The 20083-nt window shown below is 52.4% G+C and carries 18 protein-coding genes; 4 read left to right on the top strand and 14 right to left on the bottom strand.

What is annotated here, in order from left to right:
* Positions 1–11: 11 nt before the first annotated feature.
* Genes DK872_RS13780 through rfaQ form a run of 3 tightly spaced genes read right to left on the bottom strand, consistent with a single transcriptional unit; the run spans position 12 to position 3308 of the window.
* Positions 12–1115 (bottom strand): glycosyltransferase, encoded by a 1104-nt coding sequence (locus DK872_RS13780; RefSeq protein WP_035886790.1) that lies wholly within the window; start codon positions 1113–1115, stop codon positions 12–14.
* 1 nt (position 1116) lies between these two features.
* Positions 1117–2244, bottom strand: a complete 1128-nt coding sequence (locus DK872_RS13775) for a glycosyltransferase family 4 protein (protein WP_007369499.1) — start codon at positions 2242–2244, stop codon at positions 1117–1119.
* Entirely contained in the window at positions 2241–3308 is a 1068-nt protein-coding gene (rfaQ, locus tag DK872_RS13770) for a putative lipopolysaccharide heptosyltransferase III (RefSeq protein WP_035886789.1), read from the bottom strand. Before rfaQ ends, DK872_RS13775 begins: the two co-directional genes overlap by 4 nt.
* Before the next feature lie 153 nt (positions 3309–3461).
* Between rfaQ and DK872_RS13765 the strand changes: the two genes are divergently transcribed.
* Positions 3462–4415 (top strand): polysaccharide deacetylase family protein, encoded by a 954-nt coding sequence (locus tag DK872_RS13765; protein ID WP_035886859.1) that lies wholly within the window; start codon positions 3462–3464, stop codon positions 4413–4415.
* Positions 4416–4448: 33 nt separating this feature from the next.
* Here DK872_RS13765 and DK872_RS13760 read toward each other — a convergent pair whose 3' ends face one another.
* Genes DK872_RS13760 through rfaD form a run of 6 tightly spaced genes read right to left on the bottom strand, consistent with a single transcriptional unit; the run spans position 4449 to position 10636 of the window.
* Positions 4449–5657 (bottom strand): O-antigen ligase, encoded by a 1209-nt coding sequence (locus tag DK872_RS13760; protein WP_035886787.1) that lies wholly within the window; start codon positions 5655–5657, stop codon positions 4449–4451.
* Positions 5645–6553, bottom strand: a complete 909-nt coding sequence (locus DK872_RS13755; protein ID WP_035886786.1) for a glycosyltransferase family 2 protein — start codon at positions 6551–6553, stop codon at positions 5645–5647. The genes DK872_RS13760 and DK872_RS13755 overlap by 13 nt, the downstream gene beginning before the upstream one ends.
* 4 nt (positions 6554–6557) lie before the next feature.
* Positions 6558–7667: a glycosyltransferase family 9 protein gene (locus DK872_RS13750; protein ID WP_007369504.1), complete on the bottom strand. Its 1110-nt coding sequence runs from the start codon at positions 7665–7667 to the stop codon at positions 6558–6560.
* Between the two features lie 3 nt (positions 7668–7670).
* Positions 7671–8651 carry a lipopolysaccharide heptosyltransferase RfaC gene (gene rfaC, locus DK872_RS13745; RefSeq protein WP_161518454.1) on the bottom strand — a complete coding sequence of 327 codons (981 nt, stop codon included), beginning with the start codon at positions 8649–8651 and terminating at the stop codon, positions 7671–7673.
* Between the two features lie 3 nt (positions 8652–8654).
* Complete coding sequence (gene rfaF, locus DK872_RS13740; RefSeq protein WP_161518453.1) at positions 8655–9701, bottom strand: ADP-heptose--LPS heptosyltransferase RfaF; 1047 nt, start codon at positions 9699–9701, stop codon at positions 8655–8657.
* A 2-nt stretch (positions 9702–9703) separates the two neighbouring features.
* Positions 9704–10636 (bottom strand): ADP-glyceromanno-heptose 6-epimerase, encoded by a 933-nt coding sequence (gene rfaD / locus DK872_RS13735; RefSeq protein WP_007369507.1) that lies wholly within the window; start codon positions 10634–10636, stop codon positions 9704–9706.
* A 216-nt stretch (positions 10637–10852) separates the two neighbouring features.
* On the opposite strand from rfaD, the gene kbl reads away from it, so the two are divergent.
* The 3 genes from kbl to DK872_RS13720 all read left to right on the top strand — a co-directional run bounded on the left by kbl (position 10853) and on the right by DK872_RS13720 (position 14032).
* Positions 10853–12049 carry a glycine C-acetyltransferase gene (gene kbl / locus DK872_RS13730; RefSeq protein WP_035886783.1) on the top strand — a complete coding sequence of 399 codons (1197 nt, stop codon included), beginning with the start codon at positions 10853–10855 and terminating at the stop codon, positions 12047–12049.
* A 9-nt stretch (positions 12050–12058) separates the two neighbouring features.
* Positions 12059–13084, top strand: a complete 1026-nt coding sequence (tdh, locus tag DK872_RS13725) for an L-threonine 3-dehydrogenase (RefSeq protein ID WP_007369509.1) — start codon at positions 12059–12061, stop codon at positions 13082–13084.
* A gap of 150 nt (positions 13085–13234) precedes the next feature.
* On the top strand, positions 13235–14032 hold the full coding sequence (locus DK872_RS13720; protein ID WP_007369510.1) for a glycosyltransferase family 2 protein: 798 nt from the start codon (positions 13235–13237) through the stop codon (positions 14030–14032).
* A 64-nt stretch (positions 14033–14096) separates the two neighbouring features.
* Here DK872_RS13720 and DK872_RS13715 read toward each other — a convergent pair whose 3' ends face one another.
* The 5 genes from DK872_RS13715 to gpmM form a co-directional block, all read right to left on the bottom strand.
* A complete protein-coding gene (locus DK872_RS13715) occupies positions 14097–15011 on the bottom strand; it encodes a hypothetical protein (protein WP_090397974.1) in 915 nt (304 codons plus the stop codon).
* On the bottom strand, positions 15004–16233 hold the full coding sequence (locus DK872_RS13710) for a glycosyltransferase (RefSeq protein WP_072440407.1): 1230 nt from the start codon (positions 16231–16233) through the stop codon (positions 15004–15006). Before DK872_RS13710 ends, DK872_RS13715 begins: the two co-directional genes overlap by 8 nt.
* An 80-nt stretch (positions 16234–16313) precedes the next feature.
* Complete coding sequence (locus DK872_RS13705) at positions 16314–17252, bottom strand: divergent polysaccharide deacetylase family protein (protein ID WP_161518452.1); 939 nt, start codon at positions 17250–17252, stop codon at positions 16314–16316.
* Between the two features lie 3 nt (positions 17253–17255).
* Entirely contained in the window at positions 17256–18521 is a 1266-nt protein-coding gene (gene envC, locus DK872_RS13700; RefSeq protein WP_007369514.1) for a murein hydrolase activator EnvC, read from the bottom strand.
* 9 nt (positions 18522–18530) lie between these two features.
* A complete protein-coding gene (gene gpmM, locus DK872_RS13695; RefSeq protein WP_161518451.1) occupies positions 18531–20075 on the bottom strand; it encodes a 2,3-bisphosphoglycerate-independent phosphoglycerate mutase in 1545 nt (514 codons plus the stop codon).
* Between the last annotated feature and the right edge of the window lie 8 nt (positions 20076–20083).

Genomic DNA, 20083 nt, shown 5'->3' with positions numbered 1-20083 from the left:
AAGAAACCTGATTACTTATTATTTTCCGCCAGAGCAAGATACTGCTGGCAAATCGCGTTGATACCGTAAGATGAAATTTTCTCGCCATCTATTCCCTGGGAATTATTGGCATACATATCGGATAACGTTTTTGCCAGCGACTCGTCGCTCAGGCCGCTAAGGCCGCGAGCAAGTGGCCCTGTCAAAATCTCCGCCGGCCCACCCGGGCAGTTAGTGCTCACCGGTGGCGTCTGGCAGATAATCGCCTCGACCAGAACATTACCAAATCCTTCGCAGTCCGAGCTTAACACTAAGAGGCGAGCACCCTTGATCCAGGGATAGGGGTTAGGTACAAATGAACGAAACACAACCCTGTCAGCGATTCCAAGACTGCCTGCAAGCGCCTTTAACTGGGCGATTTTTGCATCTGAGCCGTTACCCATCATCACTAAAGGCGCCTCGATTTTGCTAAGCGCATAAGCGCGCAGCAAGCGGTCGTGCCTTTTGTGTTCGTGGAAACGCCCAACGTGAATCAGGTAATCCTGCCCCTGCATTTCAAACGGCTGTTCGGCCAGTTGCTGGATAGCTTCAATATCGAAGGGGTTATGGATAACTGCGCTGCGACGCAGAGGGATTGCCAGCGTGTCGGAAAGATCGTGCAGCACGGCTGACGAGACGGCCACCACATTGCGGTTTTCGTAGGTGTGCCGAATCTTCAGATGCTTAAACCAGCGGGAAAATCCACGGCGGTGGCAAAGATAAGAAAATGAGAACATGCCGTGAATACAAAACCAGACTTTGTCGCGATCAAGCGCGCGGCTGTGGGCAACAATACGGTCGGTTTTATGCAGATGGGAAAAAACAATATCAAACTTTCCGCTACGTTCTGCCGTAGTAATCGCTTCATCTAACAGCTTTGCCCGACGCGGGATCTCTGTCAGCTTGCGCCAGGGTTTTTTGCATTTATCCTGAATTACCTGGAAATCCACACCTTCGGGAATGGGGTAATCGCACACTTTACGCAGTGAGAAAAGCGAGACCTGGTGTCCCATTTCCACTAAGCCGCTGGAGAGCGTGAGGACGGTTTTTTCTGCGCCTCCACCGGGTAAGCCATCAATAATCATCAGGATGCGCATATTAATCCAGAATATTTTGATAAAGCGAAATTAGCTGGCTTGACAGCTTTCCTGGGGTTGAGTCCTTAACCTTATCGCGGGCTTTCCTGCCCATGTCATTACTCTTTTCCAGTGATGGAATGGCCATCACAGCCTCTCTTAACTTGCCGATATCAAGGGCATCACAGAAGAAACCATTACTTCCTTGCTCTATAAATTCCGCTCCACCGCAGCTATCCGAAGTGATGACGGGTAAACCGCATGCCATCGCTTCCAGAATGACGTTTGGGAAAGGATCATACAACGTTGGTAGCAACAGGCCATCGGAAAGTTGATAAAAAGGCAGCGTCTCTTTTTGCATACCCATAAACCGGATCTGTTCTTTACAGCCCAGTGACTGGGCAAGCGCCTGATAACGCTTTTCTGCTTTATCCTGGCCTATGACAATCAGATAAGCCGTAGTTCCTGCTATCGCCTCAATCGCCGCAGCGAGGCCTTTTCGTTCAAAACCCGAGCCAACAAAGCAAAAAACAGTTGCAGCAGCAGGAAGCCCATACTGCTGGCGCAACGCTGCACGCTGCGCGCTCTCAGCCGGAATGAAACGGCTGGAATCTATTGAATTATAAATGACGTGAATCTTTTTTGCGTCAACGGAAAAGTCTTCGATGATTTCTCGCTTAATCATCTCCGCATTGCAGATGACTGCTTTCAGCTCTGGCGACTGATACATTTCGCGTTCGGCGCGCATAACATAGCGGTGATAGCGGTCATGCATCAGCATTTTTGCACGCCAACCGGGAAGAATACGCGAACGCTGCCGGAGCCAACGTTGATGCACGCCGTCGCCGGCGCGATAGATATCGCAACCCGCAATACGCTCGTGACTCTGAACGATATCAAATTGCTGCTCCTGCCATAGCGCGCGCGCAGCGTTAGCAAAGCCCCGTTCCCGGCTAATACGTCCCCATTTGGCGGGATTGCAAATATGAATGTGCCAGTCGTCCTGGCGCTCCCCTTGCCATTCGCGGGTGATGACGTTTAATTCCAGATCCTGATTACCAAGCGCCATGAGCGCACGGGAAACAAAGCGCTCCGCACCGCCATCAGGACGATATTTTTGACGAACAATAGCCAGCCGATGACGTTTCATGCCAGATACCTCTTCGCTGCATCGACAACCGCATCAACGGGGATAGCGTCGAGATAACGTTCACTGGTTTTAGTATCAACGGCGTCAGGGTCGGGGAGTGGCCCAAAATTACCCGCCCAGATAACTTCGCCATTAACTTGCCAGGGCGACCAGAAAGTGAGTTTTGACGGGCCGAAAAGCGCAACGCAGGGTGTTTGCAACGCTGCGGCCATGTGCATGGGTACAGAATCAACACCAATAAACAGATCGGCATGGTCGATAAGCGACGCAAGCTGGCGCAGCGAGAGCTGGCCTGCCAGCGAGATAACGCCGTCCTGCGGCGATGCGCTGAGGATCCTGTCGACCATCGACAGCTCTTTTTTATCCGGTCCGGCCGTCAACACAATGGTATGGCCTTCCTGTCGCAGCGCCGTGATAGTTTGCGCCATTTTGTTTTCATCCCAGCACTTGAAGAACCAGCGTGATGTTGGCTGAATAACGATATAGCGATCGCTGACGCCTTGTGCTGTCAGCTGTTGCCGGGCGAAATTCCAGTCATCCGCGCTGTAACTCATCGTCACCGTTGAGACGGGAGGAACCGATAAAGGAGAAAGAATAGATAAATTCTGCTCAACGGTGTGCAGCGCATTGTGGTTTGCAACGGAAACCAGTTCGGTATGACAAAAGCGCCAAAAGGCGTTTTTACGTTTATTGAAGCCGAAGCCGAGACGAACCGGTGCGCCGGTAAAGCGAGTAACGATAGCGCTGCGCCATTGATCGGCAAGGTTTATCACCAGATGATATTGGCGGGCCCTGAGTGCGCACAGTAACTGCCACTCTTTTTGCAAATGTTTGAGCGTACCAAGTTGCTTCCATTTGCGATCGATACCGTAAATCGTATTAATCGCCGGGTGCGCTGCCAGCATATCGCGTGTTTCTTCGTACAGCAGGACATCAATCTGTGCATCCGGCAAGCCCCGGCGAAGCGAGTTTATCACCGGAGTGGTCAGCAACATGTCGCCATGATGACGAAGTTTAATCAATAAAATGCGTAAATCAGGCGTATTCAGTATGTTATTCATCATCGTCTTATCGGCAACAACCTGCCTGCAATTCTAATAGACCTGCTGTTGTCTTGCACTCTTTCTCCATGCCGTCAGGATTTTATCTCTAAGGGTTTACTCATTGTGATGAGAGTGCGTAACATAGCGCTGACCTTTATTTTACCTGGGCTAAATATGGATAAACCGGCGTTTATCATCACGATTGATACAGAGGGTGATAACCTCTGGCAAAATCGCCGCGAGATCAAAACGGAGAACGCGCGGTATCTGGCACGTTTTCAATCATTGTGTGAGCGTTTCGGGTTTAAACCTGTCTGGCTAACCAATTATGAAATGGCAACCGATCCAGCGTTTGTTGAGTTCGCGAAAGACGTCATCGCCCGGGGGGAAGGGGAGGTTGGGATGCACCTGCATGCATGGAATAGCCCCCCGGATCATGATTTAACGGGCGATGACTGGCGCTGGCAGCCCTATCTGATTGAGTATCCCTCGGCAGTATTGCGTGAAAAAGTCTGTTTTATGACGCAGTTACTTGAGGATACATTCAGCACCAAAATGTTGAGCCATCGCGCCGGACGCTGGGCGTTCGACAGCCGCTACGCGAAATTGCTTATCGAACTGGGCTACCAGGTAGACTGTTCGGTTACACCTCGTGTTAACTGGCGTAATGCGAAAGGCGCGCCGCAGGGTTCTGGCGGTACGGATTACCAGCATTTCCCGCAGCATGCCTATTTCATTGATGTTGATGATATTTCTAAGCCCGGAACCAGTTCACTGCTTGAGGTTCCGATGAGTATTCAATATAAGCATCCCGCGTGGCTCAACGTGATTAAGCAGAGCTACGATCGGTTGCGCGGTAAATACCGTTCGCCTTCGGTGAACTGGTTACGCCCTTCCGGCGGAAATACAGCACAGATGATTGATGTTGCGCAAAAATGTCTGGCGCAAGGGAATGGATACGTCGAGTTTATGCTGCATTCATCGGAATTTATGCCGGGTGGCAGCCCAACCTTTAAGGATGAGGCCGCGATTGAGGGGCTGTACCGGGATCTTGAAGAGCTGTTTGAGTGGCTGGCTACCAGAACACAGGGTATGACGCTGGCCGGGTTTTATCAGCAGCAGAAATAAAAAATGCCCGATTTATCGGGCATTTTTTTATCGTCACGCTTCCCTTCGCGAAAAGGATGTGGCCAGCGCAAAGATGGCCATAAAGAATAGCACCGCCTCGGAACTCAGAAGTATGACGTCAGTCATTCCGTACAGTAGTAAAAGCAGCACTGTCACCAGCAGCAGTCCGTTATTATTGCGGATGGCGTAAGAAATCACCGAAATAAAGAAGAATAAGAGCAGCAGCAGCCCCGGGATACCCTGAAGCGAATACTTCTCGATAAATTCATTGTGCAAATGAATCCTGATGTATTCAAGTGAGGCCGCAAGATGCGGATGCCCATCGTTGACATAATTTTGCGACCAGATTTCACGGCTCTCGATGGACTGCCCTAATGGGTGTGCAAGGCCGTTTTGTACGCCAATAATCCACATGGAGAAGCGAGCGCCGAGTGAAGTACTATCCTGACCTTTCTGATAATCCTCAATCTCCGATTGCGTTTGTGCAATCTTAGGCTCAATCAGCGGCTTATAGCTTACGAGAAAAATACCTGCCACGATGCAGCAAAAAATCACCATGGATTTAAGATGGAATTTACGGAAATGGTAAAGTGTCAGCACAATGGCCAGAATTAAATACAGCCCCATAGCCGCTCGCGTACCGGTCAGTAGAATAATGAACCAGGAAAGCAAAATAGTGACGCCAGCCAGCACGTAGAGTTTTACACTTTGCTGCAAATAGAGGCTATAAACGAAGGCCAACGAAAGAACGGAATACACATAGGCGGACACGGTCGCGCGATTAATTGCCATCATAACGCGATCCACGCCCTGTGAGGCTTGCCACAGGCCGTAAGCCGTTGCCAGCGTATAACCCGTAGCTGTGGCGATCAGGAAATATTTCTGGAAGTTCTCTTTGGTTACGTAGTACTTAAATCGATCAATATAGAAAACTAACAAGCTTGCCAGCATCAGCTTCTTGCTGGCGCCAAGGTAGTCGCTATATCTGTTAATGCCTTCCGTCTGGTATTCATAAATGAAGTACCACGCCAGATTTAACACGCCGATAAGTAAAATTGGCAGTGCGATACTAAAAGGACGAAGGGAAATTCGTTTGTACTCAAAAAGTAAGCCAATAATACTGGCGTATACGGCAATATAAAAGCATTGTCTCTGCATGCCTGAATTGACAAGGGCAAGTGCCACCGAGGCAAATGCTAAAACAAGTGTTAACAGATAAAGCCGTAATCTTACTTTTTCCATAGTGCCTCAATGACCCTTTTTTTATAGCTGAAACGAACATCGCTGGACAGATAAAATGAAAGCGAATAAAGCTCACTGACGCGCTGCCTGACTATGAGCAACTGTTTATCAGTAAGATATTTCTTATGATTGCTGTAAATATCAAACCAGTGGCAATTAACCAGGTGCCGGAATTTCCGTGGAAAGGTTTTTTCCATCTGTAACGTACACTCAATAAGCGGCGCAATTTTGCTGGCGCTCAGGGTACTGGAGAGGCTGTCGTTACGTTTAATGTAATAATAATATCCCTGGCGCTGATAAAATATTTTTTTAGCCTGCATCAACATCCCGGGAAATACAGCAAAATCTTCGTAACAAATCATTGAAGGAATGGGATTACTGTTATAGAGCTCCCGACGGATAAACTGCCCAATAAGATGCGCCTGAAAATCCTTATGGAGTAGAAAACGTCGCACAGCATCATGTGTTGATAACGGTATCGGATTAAAACCCTGCCACGAGGTGGAAATTTTGCTGGTATCGCGGATCTCAAGCAAACGTGTCAACAGCATATCTGGCTGCTGTGCTTTGAGGAAATTTACTGCATCACGCAGACTATTGGGTTTTAGCTGGTCATCACTATCGAGCATTGTGATGTATTCACCCGAGGCCAGAGAAACGGCACTATTACGAACCTGGCCGACATTGCGGTAGTTTACCTGACGGCTAATAACGTGCGGTAATTTATCCTTCCACGCATCAATAATGGTTTGCGTTGCATCTTCTGAGCTGTCGTTAAAAATAATAATTTCGAGCTCTTGAGCGCAGGTATCGATTGCTGCCAGCAGGCTTTCAAGGGTCGCGGTAAGTGTTTTTTCAGCGTTATGTGCTGCGATGATGACGCTAAGAAAAGCCATAGAATCAGTTACCTTGTGCGTCGCTAACATTTAGTAATGCGCTGGCTTTGGGTAATTCACGAATGAATTGTTCAATCTGATCAAGCGAGGTATCGGTAACGGCAAATAATTCCTCACGATCTTGCGAAAAATAATATTGTGTTTCAAAAACATAAGAGCAAATATTCTTGTCATCACCAATCAAAAGTGTCTTGCCTAAGGGGCGTTGTTCGTAATGGCAACACGGCCCGAATAGCATAACGACCGGAACATTAACCGCATCGGCGATATAAATATTCCCCGAATCCGAAGCGATATAGCAGTCCATTTTGGATATAGCCCAGGGCAATTCTTCAAGTGAGACTTTACCTATCATATTAACGAAATTGGGGAAGTTGCCGTAGGCTGCGGTAATGTCATCCATCCACGACTGCTCATTCGGCGTTCCAAACACGTAAAACACGCAGGGTAGCGTTGCCAGGCAATCAACAATCCGTTTCCAGATAACCGGCGGAACCGTTTTGGCTTTGTTACCTGCGGAAATACTGATACCGATACGAATGACGCCGGGTTTATCGAGGATCTCCGGATAGACGGCAGGCCTGAAGAGCGGTTTTGTCGCATGCTTGGGAGACATCTCCCAGGACAGTGAACGGTCAGCCAGCTGCAGATAATTGGTTACGGACAACGTCTTTTTTCCATGATCGACGATACCATCTGCCGTTGCATAGAAGACCCCGTGATACCACTTGCGCGCGTAAGTACTGAGAAACTGCTTATTACTGGCATTACAAACAGCGGCAAAGAACAGGTTTGCGCTATTCGGTTGCAGCAGATAAACATTGTCGTAGCGGTTCATGATATGACAGGCGAAACTGAGTTTTTGCCACAGATTGCGTTTGCGCTGCTCAATAAAAAAAGCCGTTTCAATGGTCTCATCATGCTGTGCCAGCATGCTGACGCTTCGGCTCATCAGTACGTCACTTTTCTGCAGGTACGCCAGTAAGGGTGTCACGTTAATAAAATCGCCGATTTTAGCCGTTTGAATGACCAGATTGCGCCCGGTTTTCTTACGGAATAACTTGCGGATGATTTTCACCGGCAGTAATAAAATCAGCAGAAAAATATAACTCATTGATTAGGCATCTCTGTCGCGCAGTGGCTGGTGGTTCTGAAGAAACGTGAAAATCTCATCCGCTGTTATATCTCCCATCCGCCCGGTTGGGCTTACCACCTGATGCTGATTTTTGCCGTATCCGCCAATTAGCCCCGGATCGGTTGGGCCAAACAGCGTGATATTGGGGCGATCGAGCGCAGCCGTTAAATGGCTCAGCCCCGTATCGACGGAAACGACAGTCTGCGCGCCGGCAAGTTGCGCCGCAACCTGCGCCAGCGAAAGTTTAGGCAAAACTTCAACATGATCAAAGCCCGCAGCCATGCGTTCCGCTCGTTGGCGTTCATGTTCCGCACCCCATGGGAGTTTAATATGGATGCCGGTTGGTTGCATTAATTCGAGCAGTTCACGCCAGCGGCTTTCCGGCCAGTGTTTATCATCGCGGGTGGTGGCGTGCAAAAAGATGGCGTACGGCGGATGCGCCGTATCGGCAACGGCAAAATGGCGCGCAATCGCATAATCGCCCTGGGTTTGCGGTTTTGCGTAACCGAGGCTTTTTGCAAACAGCTCGCGGATACGTTCCACCGCATGTTGCTGTTTTGCGATGTGGTGGCGAAGATTGTAAAACAGGCTTGCCAGCGGCTCGCGGGCGCTGCTCCAGTCCAGCCCGTGTTTTACTCCGCGCGCCAGCCGGGTAACCAGCGCGGCGCTTTTCACCAGGCCCTGCGCATCAATAATGGCATCGTAACGTTCGGCCTGCACGGCTTCGCGGAAGGCTTTGCGCTCTGCCACAATGGGCGCGGAAAACCAGGCTTTACGCCAGCGGCGGATTGCCACCGGAATAACGCGATCAACGGCGGCATGCCAGGAGGGGATCTGGGCAAATCCCTCTTCGACCACCCAGTCAAAGCGGACCCCAGGAATCGCCTGCATGGCATCTGTCAGCGCGGGCAAGGTATGCAGCACATCGCCCATTGAGGAGGTTTTCACGATCAATACCCGCATCGGTTATCCTTCCGCATCCAGCAGCAATGCATTTAACTCTTCCAGTACGCGTTGCGGCGTAATATCGATCAGGCTCTGGTGATAGCCTTCGGCAGCATCGCCTTTACGCACTTTGTGATAGCCGGAAATCAAACGGATGACGCGCGCTTTATGCGACAGCGGCGGGGTAAAATCCGGGCTGCTTGGGCCGTACAGCGCCACCAGCGGACGGTTGAGCGCGGCGGCGACGTGCATCAAACCGGAGTCGTTGGAGACGACCGCTTTGCAGGCGGCGATCAACACCACGGCTTGTTCCAGCTGGGTTTCCCCGGCCAGATTGCGGCACCAGGCTTGTTGCTCGACATTCAGCGCGACGAGGATCTCGTTGCCAGCTTCATGGTCTTTCGCGGAACCGAACAGCACCACCTGATAACCTTCGTCAATCAACTGCTTTGCCAGTTCCGCATAGTGATAGTGCGGCCAGCGCTTGGCCGGGCCGAACTCCGCGCCGGGGCAGAAGCCAATCATCGGGCGCTCTGCTGAGATGGCAAATGCGGCGCAGGCTTGTGTTTTTTCCCCGTCATTGACCTGCAACTGCGGCCACAGTAGCGGCTGCGGCAGATCTTTCGCCGAGGCCATGACGCCTTTGTCATAGGCCAGCGCTACGTAGCGTTCGACCATCAGCGGCCAGGCTTGCTTATCCAGTACCCGCGCATCGTTCAGCAGCCCATAACGCATCTCGCCGCGCCAGCCGGTACGATGAGGGATTCTGGCAAAGAAGGGGACCAGCGCCGATTTAAAGGAGTTTGGCAGGACGTATGCCCGGTCATAGCGTTTTTCCCGCAGGCTATGGCCCAGCTTGCGGCGCTCGCCAATTTCCAGCGCGCCGTGGCCCAATGGCATCGGGATCGCTTCGTTGACTTCCGGCATGCGTGATAAAAGAGGACGGCACCACGCGGGTGCCATCACATCGATTATCGCCTGGGGAAAGCGCGCTTTGAGCGTGCGATAGAGACTTTGCGACATCATCATGTCGCCCACCCATGACGGGCCAATGACCAAAATTTTCATACTTACGCGTCGCGGTTCAGCCAGGCCATATACTCGGTGACGCCTTCGGCAACGGTTTTAAATGGCTTGTCATAGCCCGCTTTGCGCAGGTTAGTAAGATCCGCCTGGGTAAACGCCTGGTAGCGGCCTTTCAGTTTCTCGGGGAACGGAATGTACTCAATAGAACCTTTCTTATGGTAAGCCAGCGTCGCATCCGCAACCGCCTGGAAAGATTCTGCGCGGCCAGTGCCGAGGTTATAAATACCGGAAACGCCGTTTTCCCAGAACCACAGATTCACGGCAGCCACATCGCCAACGTAGACGAAGTCGCGCTTAAAGTTATCGCTACCTTCGAACAGTTTCGGGCTTTCACCGTTGTTCAGTTGGGTATTGAGATGGAAAGCCACGCTTGCCATGCTGCCTTTGTGGCCTTCACGCGGACCATAAACGTTGAAATAGCGGAAACCGACAACCGGTGAATTCGCTTCCGGCAGAATGCTGCGCACATATTCGTCAAACAGCATTTTTGAGTAGCCGTAAACGTTCAGCGGTTTTTCATACTCGCGGGATTCAATGAAGTCGGAGGTACGACCGCCGTACGTGGCTGCGGAAGAGGCATACAGGAAGGGGATTTCACGTTCCAGGCAGTAATGCAGCAGCTCTTTAGAGTACTGATAGTTGTTATCCATCATGTACTTGCCGTCCCACTCTGTCGTGGAGGAGCACGCACCTTCGTGGAATACCGCGTCAATGTCGCCGAACTCTTCCCCGGCCATAATCTGGATCAGGAAATCTTCTTTATCCATGTAGTCGGCGATGTGCAGGTCAACCAGATTGACAAACTTGGTGCCGTCTTTCAGGTTGTCCACCACCAGAATATCAGTGATGCCTTTATCATTCAGGGCTTTAACAATGTTACTGCCGATAAAACCCGCGCCGCCGGTAACGATGATCATAACTGTACCTTTGAAAAGTGGAGCGTTGAGACAATCTCAGACACTAATAATTCTTATCATACCATCACATTGTCGCCCCTTCAGCCATTCCCCCAGAGAAGGGCTTAGCGATGCGTGATTTATGCTACAAATTACATAATGGGTGATGCGTCATCTCGTATCACTGCATAGCTTTCGGTAAGATGTGCCGAAATTTGCCCAGTCTGGAGAATTGCGATGCGTGGGGATTTTTATCAACAGTTAACGAATGACCTGGAAACCGCCAGGGCGGAAGGGTTGTTTAAAGAAGAACGCATTATCACGTCGGCTCAACAGGCTGATATCACCGTGGCGAATGGTAGCCACGTCATTAACTTCTGCGCCAATAACTACCTCGGTCTGGCCAACCATCCCGAACTGATTGCCGCCGCGAAAGCGGGAATGGACAGCCATGGTTTCGGCATGGCGTCGGTACGCTTTATTTGCGGTACTCAGGACAGCCACAAAGTGCTGGAGCAGAAGCTGGCCGAGTTTCTCGGCATGGAAGATTCCATTCTCTACTCCTCCTGCTTCGACGCCAACGGCGGGCTGTTTGAAACGCTGCTCGGCGCGGAAGATGCCATTATTTCCGATGCGCTGAACCACGCATCGATCATCGACGGTGTGCGTTTGTGTAAAGCGAAGCGCTATCGCTATGCCAATAACGATATGCAGGAGCTGGAAGCTCGTCTGAAAGAGGCGCGTGAAGCGGGCGCTCGCCACGTGCTGATTGCCACCGATGGCGTGTTCTCAATGGACGGTGTGATCGCGAATCTGAAAGGCGTTTGCGATCTGGCAGATAAATATGACGCGCTGGTGATGGTGGATGACTCTCACGCAGTTGGTTTTGTCGGCGCGAACGGTCGCGGTACGCACGAGTACTGTGATGTCATGGGGCGCGTGGACATCATCACCGGTACGCTCGGCAAAGCGCTGGGCGGCGCATCCGGCGGTTACACTGCCGCGCGCAAAGAGGTGGTGGAGTGGCTGCGTCAGCGTTCCCGCCCTTATCTGTTCTCCAACTCGCTGGCGCCGGCGATTGTTGCTGCCTCCATTAAAGTGCTGGAGATGCTGGCATCCGGCGCGGAGTTGCGTGACCGTTTGTGGGCCAACGCTCGCCTGTTCCGCGAAAAAATGACCGCTGCAGGCTTTACGCTGGCGGGCGCCGATCACGCCATTATCCCGGTGATGTTGGGCGATGCCGTCGTGGCGCAAAACTTTGCCCGCGAGCTGCAAAAAGAGGGCATTTACGTCACCGGTTTCTTCTACCCGGTGGTGCCAAAAGGCCAGGCGCGTATCCGCACGCAGATGTCTGCGGCGCACAGCACTGAGCAAATTGAACGTGCGGTGGCGGCGTTTATCCGCATTGGTAAACAACTGGGTGTGATTGCCTGAGGGCCTGACATGAAAGCGTTATCCAAACTGAAAGCGGAAGAAGGCCTCTGGATGACCGACGTCCCGGAACCGGAAGTCGGCCATAACGATCTGCTGATTAAAATTCGTAAAACCGCGATTTGCGGCACCGACGTGCATATTTACAACTGGGATGACTGGTCGAAAAAAACCATTCCCGTGCCGATGGTGGTTGGCCACGAATATGTCGGCGAAGTGGTGGGGATCGGTCAGGAAGTGAAAGGCTTCAAGATTGGCGATCGCGTCTCCGGTGAAGGTCATATTACCTGCGGCCATTGCCGTAACTGCCGCGCCGGGCGTACGCATCTGTGCCGCAACACCATTGGCGTCGGCGTAAACCGTCCGGGTTGTTTTGCTGAGTATCTGGTGATCCCGGCGTTTAACGCGTTTAAAATTCCGGACAATATCTCTGACGATCTGGCCTCTATTTTTGATCCGTTTGGCAACGCCGTGCATACCGCGCTCTCTTTCGATCTGGTGGGGGAAGATGTGCTGGTCTCCGGCGCCGGTCCGATTGGCATCATGGCGGCGGCCGTGGCGAAGCATGTCGGCGCCCGCCATGTGGTGATCACCGATGTGAATGAGTATCGCCTGGAACTGGCTCGCAAAATGGGCGTTACCCGCGCCGTGAACGTAGCCAAAGAGAGCCTGGCCGATGTGATGGCAGAGCTGGGCATGACCGAAGGGTTCGATGTGGGCCTCGAGATGTCCGGCGCGCCACCGGCATTCCGTACGATGCTCGATACCATGAACCACGGCGGGCGCATCGCAATGCTCGGTATTCCGCCTTCGGATATGTCGATCGACTGGAACAAAGTCATCTTCAAAGGACTGTTTATCAAAGGGATTTACGGCCGTGAAATGTTTGAGACCTGGTACAAGATGGCGGCGTTGATTCAGTCTGGTCTGGATCTTTCACCGATTATCACTCACCGTTTCGGCGTTGACGACTTCCAACAGGGCTTCGATGCCATGCGCTCGGGTCAATCCGGCAAGGTGATTCTGAGCTGGGAATAAATAAAAAAGACGCCTGCGGGCGTCTTTTTTTACAACAAAGTTCACCTCCTGACGCGCAATTCTGTGTAACCGCAACATTTCACCTGGTCGATAATGCTAACTCGGCTACGCTGTTGATGATTGGTTTAACTTTCATTGCGGGTGAGCGATATGTTCAAAATATCGGTCTGTTTGCTGACATTTAATTCGGCGCGCCTGTTACGGGAAGTCTTGCCGCCGCTCATTATCATTGCAGATGATTTCGTTGTTGTGGATTCCGGTAGTACGGATGCAACGCTGGAAATATGCCGGGAATACGGAATAGATGTTCATCACCGTCCCTTCGATATACACGGACAGCAAATGAACTATGCCATTAGTATTGCCGCTCACGACTGGGTTCTGTGCATGGACAGCGATGAAATACTCGATGAGCAGGTCGTTAACTATATCCTTAAATTAAAAGCGGGTGAGGAACCCACGCCTGAGCGGGCGTGGCAACTGCCCCGTTACTGGTATGTGTTGGGAAAAGAAGTGCGTACGCTCTATCCCATTTCTTCACCGGATTTTCCGGTACGTTTATTTAACCGCCAGCGTGCACGCTTTAACGATCGTCCGGTTGACGATCAGGTCATCGGAGAGATGACCTGCGAAAAAATACCAGGCCGGGTACGTCATGATACGTTTCATACACTGCACGAGATGTTTAATAAGCTAAATAGCTACACCTCGCGGTTGGTTAAATATCGTGATATTCGGCCTTCTGTTTTGCGGGGAATTATTAGCGCTATCGGGGCTTTTTTTAAATGGTATCTGTTTAGCGGCGCATGGCGTGAAGGGAAAGTGGGCGCTGCCACCGGGCTGTATGCCACGCTCTACAGCTTTATGAAATATTTCAAAGCCTGGTATGCCCACAAGGAAGAGAAATTCTCTGCAACGACGGAAGATCATGAGAAAAGAACAACTTAAGGCAGCCACTCCGCCCAGAGCCGTGAAGCACATTTCAACAATAAAAGGGGCCGCGGCCCCTTTGTCATTTCTGTAACTTCTCTTGATCGGTCAGGTAGCGCACTTTACGCGTATAGTCCTGACCTTTGAAAAGCAATTTATTATCTGTCGAGTCGAGATATTTTTGCCATTCGGAGAGCGGAAAACCACCATGGGCGCCAATAACCTCTTTGGGAATAACCGCTTCCTGACCGCCGATTTTCTTGGAAACCGGCCAGTTCATCCAGTCACCCAAATTAATCGTCTTTAGGTCCAGCAAATCCAGTAACGCTGCGAGCGGCAGCTGATCGGTTGGCGGCTGGCTATCGTCCATCAGTTCCCAGGTATCCTGGAACAACGTCAGCCAAAGCGGACAAATACGCCGCCAGGTTTTTTTTGTTGCCGCAAGAAAAGCGCCGTTAACGTGATCCACTAAATACGGGCGCACGGTCTCTTTATAGTAGGCAGGAACCTTTTCTGTGGGCGCGCCGTCCAGCTTGGCAATCATTTTTCCCTGCCGGAAGCTGGAATATATATGCATATCCGTCATACGGATTTCAGGCATTTTGAGTAAATTCAGATCGGAATCGATCATCAAAATACCTTCTCCTTTGGCCTGCAAAGGCGCATTCAGCTTAATCAGGCGGCTCAGGTAAATTTGTTTGTAGCGATATTGCTCTTCACGTTTCGGCAGATCGAGCGTCACGACGCGCGTTTTAGCGGGCAACTGACCAAATGCGGATGCCGGCTGATCGCTGACAATGACAATTTCCGTTATCTCTGGCGCATAACGTTCGGCAAAGGTTGCCGATAACAGCGCTTCCTCAATGTAATCCGCGCCTGTACAGGGAATGACGACGGAATCCACCGCAACACGTTTCTCATTCGGAGAAAGCGTCGCATAAGGAATATTGTGGCGGCCGGTAATATGGCGGTATCGGGAGTTGAGAAATTTAAACATGACGCTCTCGTTCTGAAGAAGGGGTTTCTAGCACGGCTTCAACACCAGCCACGTAATGCTCAATGGCGTAATGACGGCATACGTTTTCGTAGGCTCTGGTGACCAGCTGTGAGCGCAGCGTTTCGCTTGCCCATACCTGCTCCAGATGTGATGAAAGCAGGCCGATATCACTCCACGGAAACAATAATCCTGTTACCTGATCTTCGATAAGCTCGGCCGTACCAGTCACGGCGGATCCAATAACGGGAATTTTTAACAGCATGGCTTCCAGAACAACGCGCGGTAGACCCTCGCTTTGCGATGCCAGAATAAAGGCATCGAAAGTGGAAAGGTAGTCAAAAGGCTGGTTCTGAAAACCGGTAAACACGATCCGTTCCGCAATCCCCAGTGATTTTGCCTGATTAAGCAACGCACCGCGTTCCACGCCTTCGCCAACAATGATCATCTTCCATTTAGCCTGCGGGTTGCGCTGGCTAAATGCGCTTAATGCGCTGAGAGTATGATGGTTCGCTTTGCGCGGGATCAGCGAGCCGATACTGCCAAAAATAAACGTTTCATCATCCAGCCCCAACTGTTGGCGCATTGCGCGGCGGTCCGGCATTTTCTGATGGATATCAATCGCGTTATTTACCGTCGTACAGAGCTCCGGCTTAACGCCATGCTGAAGCAAAACGCGTTCAACGCCGTGGGATACGGCAATGATCTGCGTGGCATAGCGGTTCACCAGGGCCACCAAAGGTTCATTCAGCACTGGCTCGATACGGCAGTGTTGAATCAGGCGCACTGGCAGCCTCGCCGCGGCAAGGTAGCCTTCTTCGTTGGAGCCCGGCTGGTTGTTCATGTACAGCGTATCGTAGCCGCCCTGTTTCAATAAGCTCTCAATACTGTGGACATTCGGCTGGATACGCCACAGCCGATCGATATAACGGGTATAAGATTTACGTGCAGTTCTGGAAAAAAAGAGTAACCCGCGGCCCGTTTCTTTGGCGAGTTTTGCCCACCAGGGCTGCCTGCGTTGCGGGATGACAATAAGCGGAATGCCGATGCTGTGTAAAACCTGCTCGATAGTTTGTCCCTGGGCGCGGCTGTAATTATTGTAAAAACAGCACGTAATATCGAACTTCTGGCGATCGATACGCTTCAGAAGTTCGAGCATGCTGTTTGTACCACCACCCCACTCTTTACCCGTATCAAGCAGGAGAATCTTATGTCGTTGCGGCATTTCTTAACCTTTTGGCTTGCACAATAGTGATGCTTAAAACACAGGCACCGTGTGCTGAATCTCAGTTAACCGGCGCGAAATTATTGTTTTTGACCCCAGCCGCGCCACTGGTTTTGCATATAGTGAACCAACGAACTGTCGAGAATGCTTTCACCCACCACGCTAAAGAAGCGGCTGGCATAAACCGGCTGCGGTTTTTGCTTCGTTTTACACTGTTTAACACCGCGGAACGGGTTACGTGGTGGCGGAGTGATGCCGCCGGGCGCTGTGGTATTTGGTGTTGAGGTATCGATCTGCGGCTCATTCAGCAGGCTGCTCGGGCGCACCAGCGTGATATCCGCAGGCAGGCTGGACAGCGCCTGTTGCAGGACGCGGACGGTCGCCGGATGCGGATGACCGATAGCAATGGCGGAACCGTTGCGGCGAGCCAGCTCAACGGCGCGGTTAAACTGACGACGAATATCGCCTTCGTTTTGCGTATCGTCGAGAAACACTTTGCGTTTCAACACCTTCACGCCGGTTCCCGTCGCTGCGCGCATCGCCTGGCTGTTGCCAATGGTCATGCTGTCGAGAAAGTAGAGGTTATAGCGCTCCAGCGCCTGCATCACTTTCTGCATGCCGAACAGGCTCGACGTCATGGCGCTGCCCATGTGGTTATTCAGCCCCACGGCGTAGGGCACTTTGCTGACGGCATCGCTGATAATACGTTCAATCTCCGCGCTGCTCATTTCCGGACGCAGCGTGTCCTTTTCCAGCGGTTGTTTGCTGAGCGGCGCCATCGGCAGGTGAATCAGCACTTCATGGCCGCTGTTATGGGCTTTGGTCGCCATTTCCCGCGCATGTGTGGCGTTGGGCAATACCGCAACGGAAATCGCCTGTGGCATCGCCAGCACCTGATTTTCAGTCTGAGGACGATAACCAAAGTCATCGATAACGATAGCCAGTTTTCCAGCGAGAACCGGCGCAGAAAAAACCAGCGCAACGGCGAGAGAAAGCGCAAGATGACGAAACTGAAGCAAAACTTATCTTCCCAACCACGGCTGTGGATTGACCGCCTGACCCTGACGGCGAATTTCGAAATAGAGTGAAGGCCGGCCCTGACCGCCACTGCTGCCTACGAGGGCTATCGGTTGGCCTGCGCGCACCTGCGTGCCGACGCTGACCAGCGCGCTCTGGTTATAACCGTAGAGGCTCATGTCGCCTTTACCGTGCTCAACCACGACCACCAGGCCGTAACCCTGTAGCCAGTCGGCCAGGATCACACGTCCATCGGCGATCGCTTTAACTTCGCTGCCTTCAGACGCACCGATAACAATCCCTTTCCACCGTAGCTCACCCTGCAACTGTTCGCCATAACGATGCAACAACGGACCGCGAACCGGCCAGATTGCCTGGCCCGATGGCGAGCCTAACCCGCCGGTACGGGACATCAGCGAGCGTTCGCTTTCGGTGGGTTTGTAGGTGGTGCCTTTGCTGCTGGCTTCTTTCTGGCGATCGCGCACGGCCTGCGCTTCACGCGCTTCACGATCGGCGCGCGCTTTGGCTGCCGCTTCCGCACGGGCTAAGCGGTCACGCAAGCGGGATTCGTTGGCGCGCATCTCGCTGAGCTGCTGTTGTCCTTCCTGGATAGAGGATTCCAGCCCGGAAAGGGTTTTCTGCCGCTCATTACGGGCTTGTTCAAGCTTGGCCTGCTGCGCTTTTTGCTCGTAAAGCAGGGTTTGTTGCTGGCTCTGTTTCTCTTCCAGCTCGGTTTTCTGCGTCGCCACTTCTTCACGCGTTTGCTTCAACTGGGCGATCGTTTCCTGGCGTGCCTTGTTGAGATAGCCGAAGTAAGCCTGTAAACGCTGGCCGCGCTGGCTCTCTTCACCGCTTAAAAGCAACTGAATGCCCGTGTGCGGCCCTTGGCGGAACGCGGCATCAAGTTGCGCTGCCAGATTGCGTTCCTGCGCCGCGCGCTGGCGTTCCAGTTTGGCGATTGAGGCATTCATCTCATCGATTTGGCGGTTGAGTTGCGCAAGTGTGTTCTGGGTTTCCCGCAGCTGGCGGGCGGCGGCGGAAATAGCCTGTTCCTGCGCTTTAAGCTGGGCAAGAAGGCCGGAGCGTTGCTGTTGTTGCTGGCGTACCGCGCGCTCTTTCTCGGCGATATCGGCCTGAATGGATTTGAGCTGGTCGCGGTCATCCGCATGGGCGGAAACGGCGCACAGCAATGCGCCAGCGCTGAGTGCGCTGGCGCAGAGAAGGGGCCGGAACCTGCCCCATGTAATTGAAAAAATCGCCTTTCCCCTCATGGGGAGCGATTATTCCACGATGAACAGCGGCTTACCAGTCATCTCTTGCGGGATTTCCATGCCCATCAGCGTCAGCATGGTCGGTGCGATATCGGAAAGTTTTCCGCCTGCAACAGCCTTCACTGACTTATCGCCAACGTAGATCAGCGGCACTGGCAGGTTGGTGTGCGCGGTATGCGCCTGGCCGGTTGCCGGGTCGCGCATCTGTTCTGCGTTACCGTGATCGGCGGTGATCAGCAATTGACCGCCCACAGCTTCGACCGCTTTGGTCACTTCCGCCACGCAATGATCCAGCGCTTCAACTGCGGCAACTGCTGCATCGAATACGCCGGTATGACCAACCATATCACCGTTCGGGTAGTTACAGATGATGGTGTCGTATTTGCCGCTGGCGATCGCCGCAACCAGTTTTTCGGTCAGCTCGGCGGAGCTCATCTCCGGCTGCAAATCGTAAGTCGCCACTTTTGGCGAGTTGATCAGAATACGGTCTTCGCCCGGGAACGGCTCTTCAACACCGCCGTTAAAGAAGAAGGTCACATGCGCATATTTTTCTGTTTCAGAGATGCGTAACTGCGTTTTGTTGTGCTTCGCCATCCACTCGCCAAGCGTGTTAGCGAGAGAGGCTGGTGGGTAAGCCACGGCGGTTTTGATGTCTGCGGCATATTCCGTCAGCATCACGAAATCCACATTAACCACTTTCTTACGTGCGAAGCCGTCGAAATCCGCGTTGACGAAAGCGCGGGTAATCTCACGCGCGCGGTCAGCACGGAAGTTCATGAAAATCAGCGCATCGCCATCCTGCATCGAGGCATCAGCCTGACCCGCAGCACGGATCACGGTCGCTTTGACGAATTCATCGTTTTCATCGCGGGCGTAAGCCGCTTGCAGGCCAGCCACCGCGCTGTCGACAGTAAACTCGCCTTTCGCTTGCGTCATCAGATCATATGCCTGCTCTACGCGATCCCAGCGGTTGTCGCGATCCATGGCGTAGTAACGGCCGATGATTGAAGCGACGCGGCCTTTGCCCAGCGCGGCAAACTTGTCTTCGAATTTTTTCAGTGAAGATTCCGCGCTGCGCGGCGGCGTATCGCGACCGTCGAGGAACGCATGCAGGTAGATTTTGTCAGCGCCGCGCTCTGCGGCCAGTTCTACCATCGCCATAATATGGTCTTCGTGGCTGTGCACGCCGCCAGCGGAAAGCAGGCCCATAATGTGCACGGCTTTACCGGCTGCTACGGCTTTATCCACCGCGCCGCTCAGCACCGGGTTGCTGAAAAAGGTACGTTCTTTAATTTCAACGTCCAGACGGGTCAGATCCTGATAAACAATGCGACCCGCGCCGAGGTTGACGTGGCCGACTTCGGAGTTCCCCATCTGGCGATCCGGCAGACCGACTTCGAGGCCTGACGCATCAATCAGGGTGTGCGGACGTTTTGCCCACAGCTGGTCCATTACCGGGGTCTTTGCGTTGAAAATAGCGTTATCCTGCTGGTCTTCGCGGTAGCCGTAGCCATCCAGAATCACCAGTACCATAGGTTTTTTAGAAACCGACATTGCGACAC

The organism is Kosakonia sp. MH5, from assembly GCF_009935945.1.
In the GTDB taxonomy this organism is placed as follows: domain Bacteria; phylum Pseudomonadota; class Gammaproteobacteria; order Enterobacterales; family Enterobacteriaceae; genus Kosakonia; species Kosakonia radicincitans.
The sequence above is the reverse complement of the archived record's forward strand: the minus strand, read 5'-3'. Positions and strand labels throughout refer to the sequence as shown.